At 67.4% G+C, this 13,419-nt stretch carries 6 protein-coding genes; 5 read left to right on the forward strand and 1 reads right to left on the reverse strand.

Annotated features, from left to right (window positions below; translation table 11 throughout):
- Positions 1-254: 254 nt before the first annotated feature.
- The gene (locus tag ACP7AG_RS16740) at positions 255-2,696 is read left to right on the forward strand and encodes an EAL domain-containing protein (protein ID WP_426032206.1); all 2,442 of its coding nucleotides are present in this window, start codon (positions 255-257) and stop codon (positions 2,694-2,696) included.
- An 18-nt stretch (positions 2,697-2,714) separates the two neighbouring features.
- Here the strand turns inward: ACP7AG_RS16740 and ACP7AG_RS16745 are convergent, their stop codons facing one another.
- On the reverse strand, positions 2,715-4,244 hold the full coding sequence (locus ACP7AG_RS16745) for a helicase HerA-like C-terminal domain-containing protein (RefSeq protein WP_426032208.1): 1,530 nt from the start codon (positions 4,242-4,244) through the stop codon (positions 2,715-2,717).
- 116 nt (positions 4,245-4,360) lie between these two features.
- Between ACP7AG_RS16745 and ACP7AG_RS16750 the strand changes: the two genes are divergently transcribed.
- From ACP7AG_RS16750 to ACP7AG_RS16765, 4 genes are all read left to right on the forward strand, one after another.
- Positions 4,361-5,455, forward strand: coding sequence for an AI-2E family transporter (locus ACP7AG_RS16750; protein ID WP_426032210.1), 1,095 nt, complete (start codon positions 4,361-4,363; stop codon positions 5,453-5,455).
- Positions 5,456-5,757: 302 nt separating this feature from the next.
- Positions 5,758-10,599, forward strand: coding sequence for an NAD-glutamate dehydrogenase (locus ACP7AG_RS16755; RefSeq protein ID WP_426032212.1), 4,842 nt, complete (start codon positions 5,758-5,760; stop codon positions 10,597-10,599).
- An 83-nt stretch (positions 10,600-10,682) separates the two neighbouring features.
- Positions 10,683-12,011, forward strand: a complete 1,329-nt coding sequence (locus ACP7AG_RS16760; protein WP_426010165.1) for an MFS transporter — start codon at positions 10,683-10,685, stop codon at positions 12,009-12,011.
- A gap of 66 nt (positions 12,012-12,077) precedes the next feature.
- The gene (locus ACP7AG_RS16765) at positions 12,078-13,322 is read left to right on the forward strand and encodes a DUF418 domain-containing protein (RefSeq protein ID WP_426032214.1); all 1,245 of its coding nucleotides are present in this window, start codon (positions 12,078-12,080) and stop codon (positions 13,320-13,322) included.
- Positions 13,323-13,419 lie beyond the last annotated feature (97 nt).

Here is a 13,419-nt window from a genome sequence, read left to right on the forward strand (position 1 = left end):
GAACCCGCCTAAATCCTTCTCGGGAAAGGGCTTGAGCGATTTCCCGAGGGACACAAGCGTCGCGTTCTATCCACTGCTTCTGGGCGGCGTGGTCCTTGGCCTCCAGGCCTGCGAGTTTGGGCCTTGCATCAACCGGACCGTCTTTGCCTCTAAAGCGCGAGGTAACGCTTCCCAAGATCTCCCTTCGATAACCGCAACAATTTCTTTGCAACTTTTGACGCAGAAGGGGACGGGTAAGCCCGGGGGAACAGCGCGTGCTCAAGGTTTTGACTTGCCTGACGAGGGAACATGACCTGCGACTAGTCGTCGTCGCTGGGCTGATCTGTTTCGCCGCCTGCTTCACGGCGTTCCGGCTCTATTCCCGCATGCGCGGAGCCAAGGGCGTGGTGCGGGCCGCGTGGCTCCTGCTGACCGGTCTGGTGTCGGGATCGGGCGTCTGGGCGACTCACTTCATCGCCATGGTCGCCTATACCCCTGGGCTGAAGACGGGCTACAGCCCCACGGGCACGCTGCTGTCCCTGATGATCTCGGTGATGTTCATGGCCTGCGGCTTCGCCGTGGCCTCGGCTCAGCGCACCAAGACCAACGACTTCGCTGGCGGCCTGGTGCTTGGCATGGGTGTCGCGGCCATGCACTACACCGGCATGTCGGCCTTCGTGACCCAGGGCGTCGTCCAGTGGGAGCAGGTCATGGTGGCCGTCTCCGTGCTGGTTGGCGTCTGTGGCGCGACCCTGTCCCTCCTGGCGGCAGGGCGAGCTCGCAGCCTGCTCAAGCAGGTCGGCGGCGGCGCCTTGCTGACGCTCGGCGTCTGCTCGCTCCACTTCGCCGGCATGGGCGCGATCACCATCGTCCCGGATTCGGCCATCATCGTTCCTGACCAACTGCTGTCGGGCGGTATACTGACGCTGGCTGTGATCTCGATCACCACCATGATCATCCTCGGCGGTCTGGGCGCCGTCGCCATCGAGTCCCAGACCAGCCGGTCGGCTCTGGACCGCATCCGCCGCATGGCCAACGCGGCCTATGAAGGCATCGTCGTGGTTCAGGACGGCAAGATCAACGACGCCAACGCCGCCTTTTGCGAGCTGATCGGCGCCGATCTGGACGCCATCATGGGCGCGCCGCTCGCGGCCATGCTGACCTTCGACGGCGAAGCGCCCACCCGCGAGGGCGTGCGCCGGGAAGGCGCACTGCAACCGATCGACGGCGAACGTCCGATCCCGGTCGAGGTGTTCTCGCGCCTGATGGACGACGGCGCGCGGACCGAGACGTCGGGCCTGACCGTGCTGGCGGTTCGCGACCTGCGCGAACGCCGCTCGGCCGAGGAAAAGATTCGCTACCTGGCCGAGCACGACGGCCTGACCGGCCTGCCCAACCGCAATTCGCTCCAGACCCGTCTGGCCGCCGCGCTCGAGCGCGTCGAGGCCTCGGGCGAGAGCCTGTCGCTGATCTGCATCGACCTGGATCACTTCAAGGAAGCCAACGACCTGCACGGCCACCATGCCGGTGACGCCCTGCTGGTCGAGACCGCGCGCCGTCTGCAGGACGCTTTGACCGCGCCGTCGTTCGCCGCGCGCCTCGGCGGCGACGAGTTCATCATCGTCCAGGTCGCGGCCGGCGACCAGCCTGTCGCCGCCGCCGAACTGGCCGGCCGTCTGCTCGAGGCCCTGGCGCTTCCCGCCAGCTACGAGGGCCAGGATCTGGTCATGGGCGCCAGCCTGGGCGTCAGCCTGTTTCCGGACGATGGCCGCACCGCCGAGGCCCTGCTGGCCAATGCCGACATGGCGCTCTACCGCGCCAAGGAAAGCGGTCGCGGCGCCTATCGCTTCTTCAAGCGCGAGATGGACGACTCGATCCGAGAGCGTCGCACCATGGCCCGCGAACTGCGCCAGGCGATCATCGACGAAGAGCTGGTGGTCTACTATCAACCGCTAGCCCGCGCCTCGAACGGCGAGGTGTGCGGCTTCGAGGCTCTGGTGCGCTGGAAGCATCCGGTGCGCGGCATGATCCCGCCGCTGGACTTCATTCCGGTCGCCGAGGAGAACGGCCTGATCGGCCAGCTTGGCGAGTGGGTGCTGCGCCGCGCCTGCGCCGACGCCGTGACCTGGGAGCGGCCGCTGCGCATCGCCGTGAACCTGTCGCCGTTGCAATTGAACCAGCCCGACCTGCCCAAGCTGGTGCACGAGGTCTTGGTGCAAACCGGCCTGTCGCCCAGGCGTCTCGAGCTTGAGATCACCGAAAGCGCTCTGTTCAAGGACTATCAGCGGGCGCTCGACAACCTGCGCCGCTTGAAGGCGCTGGGCGTGCGGATCGCCATGGACGACTTCGGCACGGGGTTCTCGTCGCTATCGACCCTGCAGTCCTTTCCGTTCGACAAGATCAAGATCGACAAGAGCTTTGTCGAGAACATCCATCGCGACGACCGCGCCACGGTGATCGTTCGGGCCGTTCTGGGTCTGGGCCGAAGCCTGGACATCCCGTGCGTGGCCGAGGGCGTTGAGACCCAGGAGCAGATCGATTTCCTGCGCGGGGAAGACTGCGCCGAACTTCAGGGCTACGCTATTGGCCGCCCCGCCCCGGTCGACACCCTGTCGGCCTGGACCCTGGCCAGCGTGGCCCCCGTGTCGCCAGGGCCGGAGATCGCAACGCCGCCAGAGCCCACGACCAAGAAGCCACGTCGCCGGAAGGCGGCCTGACGCGCGGTCGTCCGGTCCCTACCGTCGTCGCGACATGCCACCGAGCAGGCCCCGCATGATCTCGCGCCCGGCCTGGCTGGCGATAGTGCGCAGCAGGGATTTGGCGAAGGTCTCGCCCATCGATTGACGACTGGAGGCGCGGGGACGCGGGGTGGCGCGGGCTTCCTGCGCCTCTTCGCGTTGCCGAACCTTGTCCTGGGCGGCGCGCCGCCGGTCCAGTTCAACCTGGTCGGCGGCGGCGTCCGCCTGTTGCTGGGCCTGGGCGGCCCGGCCCTGCAGGGTCTCATAGGCCGAGGCGCGGTCCAGGGTCGTGTCGTAAAGGCCGGCGACAGGACTCCTGGCGATCAGGGCCGCGCGTTCCTCGGGCGTCACCGGTCCGAGCCGCGACGCCGGCGGGCGGATGAGCGTCTTCTGCACCACGCAGGGCGCGCCCTTGGCGTCGAGCGTCGAGACCAGGGCCTCGCCCACGCCCAGGGCCTGGATGGTCTCGGCGGTGTCGAAGGCGGGATTGACCCGGAACGACTGGGCGGCGGCCCTCAGACCCTTCTGATCGGCGGGAGTGTAGGCGCGCAGGGCGTGCTGGACGCGCGCGCCCAGTTGGCCCAGCACCGCGTCGGGGATGTCGGACGGGTTCTGGGTGACGAAATAGATGCCAACGCCCTTGGAGCGGATCAGCCGCACGACCTGCTCGATCTTCTCCAGCAGCGGCTTTTCGGCGTCGTTGAACAGCAGATGAGCCTCGTCGAAGAAGAACACCAGCCTGGGCTTTTCCGGGTCGCCCACTTCGGGCAGTTCCTCGAACAGCTCCGACAGCAACCACAGCAGGAAGGTCGAATAGAGCTTGGGCGACTGGATCAGCGTGTCGGCGGCCAGCAGGTTGACATAGCCGCGCCCGGCCACGTCGGTGCGCATGATGTCGGCCAGTTTCAGGGCCGGCTCGCCGAAGAAGTTTTCGGCCCCCTGGCTCTGCAGGGTCAGCAGCTTGCGCTGGATGGCCCCGATCGTGGCGGGCGCGACATTGCCGTACTGGGTGCCGATCTCGGCGGCGTGGTCAGCGACATATTTCAGCGCAGCCTGCAGGTCCTTCAGGTCCAGCAGCAGCAGCCCGTCCTTGTCGGCGACGTGGAAAACGACGGTCAGCACGCCCTCCTGCACATCGTTCAGCTCCAGCAGCCGTGACAGCAGCACCGGCCCCATCTCCGAGATGGTCGTGCGGATCGGGTGGCCCTTCAGGCCAAACAGGTCCCAGAACACGACCGGCGGCGCTGATGGGATCAGCGCCATGTCCATGGACGCGGCGCGGGCCAGCATCTTGTCGTTGGGGACGCCGGCCATGGCGATGCCCGACAGGTCGCCCTTCACGTCGGCGGCGAACACCGGGACGCCGGCGTCGGAGAAGGCCTGGGCCATGATCTGCAGGGTCACGGTCTTGCCGGTGCCCGTCGCGCCGGCCACGACGCCATGGCGATTGGAGCGGTCCAACCTCTGGGTCACGGGGCCTTCACCGAGTCCGAGCAGGATTTCACCTTCGGCAATCACCAGGGTCATACGCAACGTCCTTCACATTGAGGGCTTAACCGTAGCCCCGGCCTTGCGCCGCGCCAATCGGCTCGCGCAATGTGGCGCCGGTCTTTTACAGACGCTTCGTTAGAGAGATTCCGCCGATGACCATTTCGCCTTCGATCACCGGCCGCAACGCCCTGGTGTTCCTGGCGGTCATCGCCGGGGCCGCCAGCCTCTATTGGATGCGGGGCATCCTCACCCCGCTGGCCCTGGCCGTGTTCTTGGCGATGATGATCGACAGCTTCGCCCGGGTGCTGACCGAACGCGTGCCGGCCTATCCCAGGAACCTGGCGCTCCCGACCGCGCTGATCCTGTCCATCCTGTTGTTCGGCCTGGCGGTCTGGGTGGTGACGGCCAATGGCGCGGGGTTCGTGCTGCAGATGCGCGAATACGCACCGCGCCTGAATGGGGTGATCGCCAAGCTGGCCTCACTGGTGGGGATCAAGGTGGCGCCGACCATCGGTGAGCTGGTCAACCAGATCAATCCCTCGAAATACGCCGGCGCCGCCGCTCAGAGCTTGCAGAATTTCGCGTCGAGCGCGATCCTCGTCCTGATCTATCTGGGTTTCATCATCGCTTCCCGGCGGGGTTTTGGCCGCAAGATCGTGGCGCTTTATCCCCATCACGCCGAGCGCGACGGCGCGATGCAGCTTTTCCAGCGCATCCGCAACGGCGTCGAGCAATATCTGTGGATCCAGACCGTCACCGGCCTGATGATCGCCGCGGCCTCCTGGGCGGTGATGATGCTGATCGGCCTGGACAATGCGCTGTTCTGGGCCTTCCTGATCTTCATCGCCGCCTATATTCCGATCCTGGGCGGCGCGGTGGGCTGCATCCTGCCGCCGATTTTCGCCCTCGTGCAGTTTCCCGACACCTTCCTCCCCGCCTTGCTGCTGTTCGGCGCGCTGGAACTGATCTTTTTCATCGTTGGCAATGTCATCTATCCGCGCATGCAGGGCGAGAGCCTGAACATGGACCCTACGGTGGTGCTGCTGTCGCTGGCGGTCTGGGGCGCGCTGTGGGGCGTGACCGGCATGTTCCTGTCGACCCCGCTCACCGTGGCGGCGATGTTGATCCTGGCCCAGTTCGAGGGCACGCGCTGGATCGCCATCCTGTTGTCGGAAGACGGCGACCCCAGCGGCGATTCTCTCGACTCTCCACGGGCCGGCTCGCCGAAAAAGCCGGGCCAAGCTTGAGGTTCACGACAGAACGCGACCAAGGGGCCTTAACATCCCAAATGGGCTTCCTATCTAGGCCTTGTCGGTGTCCCCCCACGCCGACCCCGCGCGACGCAGACCGCATTTCATGGCGCGTCGAACGCGGAACCGCCCGCCGCCCCCCCGGCGGGCCTGCGCCGCCGGTTTCCCCCCACCGGCGGCGCTTCCGTGTCCGGGCCACGGGTTTCTTACTGGCAAAATCTTGTTCCACTTTCCGAGGTTGCGGTTGAAACCGAGCCGGTAAAGGCTACGTTGTCGCCAAAAATTCGCGAGGAAATCCTATGGTCGGTGCAAAACTTGACCCCAAGGCGACGGCAGCTCAATCGGACGGCTTGGTGGCCGCCTTCGGGGTGGCGCTCGGTCAGGGCGCGTTGACCGAGCCAGTTCGCCAGTTCGCCGCCCAAGCGCAGGAAGACTGGTCGGCGGAGGAACTGCCCGGCTTCACCGCCGCCGACATCGCCGCCGCCTTGATCGACTTCTGGCGCTTTGGAGAGGCCGCTTCCGATCCCGTCGCGATCCGGATCCGTGCCGCTGACGGCGGCGAGCTGAAGACCGACCTGCTGGAAATCGTCCAGCCCGACCGGCCGTTCCTGGTCGATAGCATCATGGGCGCCATCGCCGAGCAGGGCTTCTCTGTCCGCGCCATGTTCCACCCGGTGGTGGAGACCGCCGCCGGCCGTTGCTCGATGATCCAGGTCTATATGGCCCCGGTGGGCGAGGATCGCGAGGCCGCCCTGATCGGCGCCGTCCGCGAGACCCTGGCCGACGTCCAGTTGGCGGTCGACGACTTCGACGCCATGAAGGCGCTGATGCGCCGGACGATCGACGCCTTGCGCGACACGCCCCAGGCCATCCCCGAGGCCGAACGCGCCGAGAGCCTGGCCTTCCTCGACTGGCTGGAGGGCGACCACTTTGTGTTCCTGGGCGCGCGGGTCTACGAATATCCGCGCACCAGCGCCGGCGGCTATGCGGCCGAAGAGCCACTGTATCAGCCCGAGGGCAGCCTGGGCGTGCTGCGCGACCAGACCCGCACGGTGCTGCGCCGCGAGAGCGAGCCGGCGATCCTCTCGCCCCAGGTCCGCGACCACCTGCTGCTGGGCGCGCCCCTGGTGGTGGCCAAGTCGAACCTGCGCTCCAAGGTCCATCGCCGCGGCTACATGGACTATGTCGGCGTCCGCCGTTATGGCCCCGACGGCAAGGCCTCGGGCGAGGTTCGCTTCGTGGGCCTGTTCACGGCCGAGGCCTACGAGACCCCCGCCCACGAGGTGCCGGTGATCCGCCGCAAGGTCGAGCACGTGCTCAGCGAAGCCGGCAAGGATCCCCACAGCCACAATGGCAAGCGGCTGCGCAACATCCTCGAGACCTGGCCGCGCGACGAGCTGTTCCAGACGCCCGAGGACGAGCTTCTGACCATGGCGCTGGGGGTGCTGCACCTCTACGATCGGCCGCGCGTGCGGCTGTTCGCTCGCCGCGACCCGTTCGACCGCTTCATCTCGGTGCTGATGTTCGTGCCGCGCGAGCGCTATGACAGCGGCGTACGCGAGCGGGCCGGCAAGATTCTGGCAGACGCCTTCGAGGGCCGTGTCAGCGCCTACTATCCCAGCTTCTCCGACGCGCCCCTGGCGCGCGTGCATTACGTGCTCGGCGTCACGCCCGGCAGGCATGGCGATCCCGACCTCGCCGCTCTGGAAACCGAGATCGCCGAGACAGCGCGTACCTGGGAAGACCGGTTCGAAGCCGCCGTGCGCGATGGCGGCGCCCCCGGCCGCGTCGCCCAGACCCTGGCCCGCTATCAGACCGCCTTCCCGCCTGGATATCGCGACCAATACGACTCCGTCGAGGCCCTGGCCGACATCGCCGTCGTCGACGACCTGGACGCCGCAGAGGCCGTCCGCGTGCGCGCCTTCCACCTGGCCGATGATGACAAGCTGACCTTCCGCTTCAAGCTCTATCGCCCTGGCGCCGCCGCGCCCCTGGCCGATGTGCTGCCGATCCTCGAGCACATGGGCCTGAAGGCGCTGATCGAGAACGGCTTCAAGCTGTCGCCGGCAGACGGAACACACGCCAAGGTCTGGGTGCACGAGTTCACCCTCCGGGACGAACAGGGCGAGCACCTGTCGTTCGGTGACGTCAAGGCGGCCTTCGAGGCGGCCTTCGTGGCCATCTGGACCGGGCGCGCCGAGAGCGACGGCTTCAACCGGCTGGTGTTGGAGCTCGGCGTGGGCTGGCGCGAGGCGGCCCTGGTTCGGGCCCTGGCCCGATATCGCCAGCAGACCGGGCTGGACCCCAGCCAGGGCGTGCAGGAGCAGGCCCTGTCGGACAATCCCGGCGTCACCCGCCTGATCCTCGACCTGTTCCGCATCAAGTTCGACCCGGCTGTCCACGCCGACCTCGCGGCCCGCAAGGAACAGGCCAAGGCCGTCGAGGCCAAGATCGGCGAGGCGCTGCAGGCCGTGGAAAGCCTGGACGCCGATCGCGTCCTGCGCCGCATCGCCGCCCTGGTCGGCGCGATCCAGCGGACCAACTTCTTTCAACTGGGCGAGGACGGCGAGGCCAAGCCCTATATCAGCTACAAGATCGCCTCGCGTGAGCTGGAGGACCTGCCGGCGCCCAAGCCCTATCGCGAGATCTATGTTTCGGCTCCGCACGTCGAAGGCGTGCATCTGCGCTTTGGCCCCGTGGCCCGGGGCGGCCTGCGGTGGAGCGATCGCCGCGACGACTTCCGGACCGAGGTGCTGGGCTTGGTGAAAGCTCAGCAGGTCAAGAACGCGGTGATCGTGCCGGTCGGCTCCAAGGGCGGCTTCTTCCCGAAGAACCTGCCGCGCGGCGGCGATCGCGACGCTATCCAGGCCGAGGCGATCCGCGCCTACAAGACCTTCCTGTCGGGCTTGCTGGACATCACCGACAACATCGATCCCGAAAACAAGGTGGTCCCGCCAGCCGGCGTCATCGCCTATGACGGTGAGGATCCCTATCTGGTTGTCGCCGCCGACAAGGGCACGGCCACCTTCTCCGACATCGCCAATGGCGTGGCCGAGGACTACGGCTTCTGGCTGGGCGACGCCTTCGCCTCGGGCGGCTCGGTCGGCTATGATCACAAGGTCATGGGCATCACCGCCAAGGGCGCGTGGGAGGCGGTCAAGCGCCACTTCCGCGAGTTGGGCAAGGACATCCAGACCCAGCCCTTCACCGTGGTCGGCGTCGGCGACATGAGCGGCGACGTGTTCGGCAACGGCATGCTGCTGTCCAAGCAGACCAAGCTCTTGGCCGCCTTCGATCACCGCCACATCTTCCTGGACCCCGATCCGGATCCCGCTACCTCCTGGGCCGAGCGCGAGCGGATGTTCAAGCTGCCGCGCTCGTCGTGGGAGGACTATGACAAGAGCCTGATCTCCAAGGGTGGCGGGGTCTTCGCCCGCTCGCTGAAGACCATCACCCTGACGCCTGAGGTCCAGGCGCTGTTCGAGCTCAAGGCGCAGGTGGTGTCGCCGGCCGAGCTGTTGACCGCGATCCTCAAGTCCAGGGCCGAGCTGCTCTATCTCGGCGGCATCGGCACCTATGTGAAGGCCAAGGGCGAGAGCCAGGCCGATGCGGGCGACAAGGCCAACGACGCCATCCGCGTCAACGGCGCGAACCTGCGGGTCAAGGTGGTGGGCGAGGGCGCCAATCTTGGTTTGACGCAAGCCGGTCGGATCGAGTTCGCGCAGATGGGCGCGGGAGGGGCGGGCGGTCACATCAACACCGACGCCATCGACAACTCGGCCGGGGTCGATAGCTCCGACCATGAGGTCAATATCAAGATCCTGACCGGGATTCTGGAGCGCGGCGGCAAGCTGACCCGCGAGGCCCGCAACCAGCTGTTGCCGACCATGACCGACGACGTCGCCAGCCACGTGCTGGCCGACAATTACGATCAGACCCTGGCCCTGTCGCTGATGGAGAGCGACGCGGTGTCGGAGATCGATTCCCACGCCAAGTTCATGACGGCGCTGGAAGCCAAGGGCCGACTGGATCGTCGGGTCGAGGGCCTGCCCGAGGCGGCGGTCCTGACCGAGCGCGCCAAGGCCGGCAAGGGTCTGACCCGGCCCGAACTGGCGGTGCTGCTGGCCTATGGCAAGATCGACCTGTTCGACGACATCGTGGCGTCTGAAGCGCCCGACGATCCGTGGTTCGAGGCGACGCTGGAGGGCTATTTCCCGCCGGCGCTTGGTCAGTACGCCGACGAGATGCAACGCCATCGGCTGAAGCGCGAGATCATCGCCACGGTGCTCGACAACCGGATGATCAACATCTGTGGCCCAACCTTCCCGAGCCGCCTGCGGGCCGCGGCCGGCTGCGACACCAAGGCCCTGGTCATCGCCTTCGCCGCCTCCCGCGAAATCCTCGGCGTCGACGCGCTGTGGAACCGGGTGTCGGCCTTGGACGGCAAGGCCTCGGCCAGCGGCCAGCTGGCGCTCTACAAGGCCTTGGCCTACGCCCTGCGCAGCCTGACCTTCTGGCTGGCCCGCCGGGCTTTCCGCGACAAGTCCAGCGTCAAGACACTGGTCGAGGCCTATGGGCCGTCGGTCAAGACGCTAGCTGTTCTGGGCGCGAGCATCTTCTCGCCGTTCGAGCAGAAAACCGTGGCCAAGCGCGCCAAGGCCTATGTCGCCGACGGCGCGCCCGAGGCCCTGGCTCAGAGCGTGGCCGCCCTGCAGCCCCTGACGACGGCCGCCGACCTTGTCGATCTGGCCAACGCCTCCAGCTGGTCGGTGCAGAATGTCGCCCGGCTCTATCACCAGGTCGGCGCCGCCTTTGGCTTCGACCGCCTGCGCGGCGCGGCCGGCTCGTTCATCGGCGGCGACCCCTTCGAGCGGCTGGCCGTGCGCCGGCTGATCGAGGACATGCTGGCCGAGCAGACCGCCATCACCCAGGCGGTGCTGAAGTTCTCGGCCAACGCCCAAGCCGGCGACGACGAGCCCTCGGCCAAGGCGGCGACCACCTCGTGGGCCGCCATGCGCGCCGACACCGTCCGCGCCGCCAGGCGCACGGTGGAGGACATCGAGCAAGCCGGCGGCGGCTGGACCTTCGCCAAGCTGACCATCGCCAACGCGGCGCTCCGGGGACTGGCGAGCGCTTCCTAGATCTGATCGGGGACACGCACATGTGCGTGTCCCCGGCCGCAGAAGCTTCGCGTATAAGCGACGCTTCAGTTGGGGGAAGGCTCATGGACAAAGGTGATCGGCGGCGGGCCGCCTGGGCGCTCTACGAGTGGGCGCAGCAACCCTATTGGGCGCTGATCGCGACTTTCATCTTCACCCCCTATTTCGCCGCCGGCTTCATCGGCGACGCCGCCAGGGGCCAGAGCCTGCTGGGCTATGCGGGCGCGGTCGCCGGCCTGATGATCGCGGTGTTCAGCCCGCTGGTCGGGGCATCGGTCGACGCCCGGCGCAATCCGCGTGCCTGGCTGATCGGCCTGGCCGTGCCCTTCGTCCTGGCCAGCGCCGCCCTTTGGCAGGCGGTTCCCGGCGATGCGAGCCGCATTCTGCCGGTCCTGGCCTGCCTGGTGGTGGCCAGTGTCTCCGCCGAGCTCAGCGGCTCGGTGATGAACGCCCTGCTGCCGTTGGTCGCCAAGCCGGGCGAGGTTGGGCGCCTGTCCGGCTCGGCCTGGGCCCTGGCCTATGTCGGGGCGCTCGTCACCCTGTTCATCGTGTTGCTGTGCTTCTCGTTGCCGGACGTCCCGATGCTGGGCCTGTCCAAGGCCCTGCACGAGCCCGACCGCATCGTCGGCCCGCTAGTGGCCGTGTGGTTCCTGATCTTCTCCTGGCCGCTGATGATCACCGCCCCGCGACCGCCCGCCACGACCACCGAGAAGAAGCCGCTGGTGGAGCTGTGGGCGACGTTGCGCTCTCTGCCCGGAAAGCCCTGGATGCTGCGTTTCCTGGTCGGCCGGATGCTGATCGGCGACGGCATTTCCAGCTTCATCGCCTTTGGCGGCGTCCTGGCCGCCGGGATGTTCGGCTGGACGACGACCCAGCTGGGTTTCTACGCCATCGCCCTGTCGATCACTGCGGGCATCGGCACCTTCATCGGCGGCCGGATCGATCAGAAGCTTGGCTCCAAGGCCACCGTGCTGATTGCCACCGGCGTGGTGCTGTTTGGTGCCTTCGGGGTCGGAATGGTCGGCCGCGACAGCCTGTTCTTCGTGCTGCACGTCGCCCCGCCGATCGCCGGTGGAGCCCTGTTCTCCAGCTTGCCCGAGCGGGTATTTCTGGGCTTCTCGCTATTCGTCGGCCTGACCTTCGGTCCGGCCCAGGCCAGCTTGCGGGCCTGGATGGCGCAGCTGGCGCCGGCCGGCGAGAGCGGACGGTGGTTTGGGCTCTATGCCCTGTCGGGCAAGGCCACGGCCTTCATGGCGCCTCTGGTCATCGCCGTGGGCACCCGCTGGATTGGCGACCAGCGCGTCGCCGTGGCGGTCTCGGCCCTGTTCATGATCACCGGCGCGGTGGTCCTGGCCTGCGTGCCGCGTCAGGGACCCGAGGCCTCGCCGATCTGAAAAACCCTGGGTTGTCGCAAGCCCGCGTCCGGTTCAGGATCGGGGCGTGGGTCGGGGACGTTTCGCATGGTCAAGGATCGTATTGTTCTGCTGGACTCCCTTCGGGGTCTGGCGATCCTGGGCATCCTGCTGTGCAACATCCCGCTGGCGGCGGTCCCTGAATCGGTCGCGACCAGCCTGACCCTGTGGCCGCACGGCATGGCGCCGGCCTCGGTGGCGGTCTGGTTCGTCACTCAGGTATTCTTCCAGCAGAAGTTCTATTCGCTGTTCGCCATGCTGTTTGGCGCCTCGATCATCCTGGTCGGCGGCGAGGGCGACGACAGGGATAGGCGGCGGATCCTGTTGCTGCGCCTGGTCAGTCTGCTGGCCATCGGCCTGATCCACGGCTTCCTGATCTGGCAGGGCGATGTGCTCAACACCTATGCGATCGTCGGCCTGGTGGCCCTTTGGGCCCGGTCCTGGTCGCCAAGGCGCCTGCTGCAAGCGGGGGTTGGCCTGCACGTCGGGCTTTCGGCCTGGGGCGGCTACAAGATGCTCGAGCATACGGCCAAGGGCGGCGGCGATCCGCCCGCCGCGGCGATGAGCCGGTTCCTGGCCGGCGTGCACGCCGATGCGTTGCAGTATGGCGGGACCTTCAGCCAGTCCCTCGTGCAGAACGCCAAGGACTATGGCGACTTCGTCTTTGGCTCGTTCACCCGCTGGCCGCCGATCTGGCCGCTGACGGTGCTGGCGCTGATGCTGATCGGCATGGGGCTCTACAAGCTTGGCGTCCTGAGCGGCAAGGCGTCGAGCGGCGCCTATCGCGGCTTGATCGCGGCGGGCTTGGGCGCGCTGGTGATCGTTGGCGTCGCCGAGGCCGTCTACACGGTCCTGCCCAGCCACGCCTGGCCGGTCCGCGCCATGGCCCGCTGGCTGCAGGGCGCCACCGCCCCGGTGGTCAGCCTGGGCTATGTGGGCCTTATGGTGATGGCGGCGCGCGTCAAGGCCTGGAAGACGATCCCGGCGATCCTGGCCCCGGTCGGTCAGATGGCCTTCACCAACTATCTGACCCAGTCGATCTTGATGACCGGCCTGCTCTATGGCGGGCGCGGTCCCAGCCTGTATGGCAAGGTCGATCGCCCGTTCCTGGCCGGCGCGGTGGTGGCGATCTGGGCGGCCCAGATCCTGTGGTCGCGCTGGTGGATGGCGCGCTTCACCCTGGGGCCGCTGGAGTGGCTGTGGCGGCTGGTCTATCGCGGACCGATGCCGCTGCGGCGCCCTGCTTCTTCACCGCTCATCCCGGCGAATGCCGGGATGTGGATTCACACTTGAAGTGCAACAGGGCGTAGACCTCGGCGGGTGTCTGGAAGCCCAGGCACTTTCGAGGCGTGTGGTTGTGGAGCCTGTTGAGCCACAGGATGTCGTCCAG

Source organism: Caulobacter sp. DWP3-1-3b2 (genome assembly GCF_049896325.1).
In the GTDB taxonomy this organism is placed as follows: domain Bacteria; phylum Pseudomonadota; class Alphaproteobacteria; order Caulobacterales; family Caulobacteraceae; genus Caulobacter.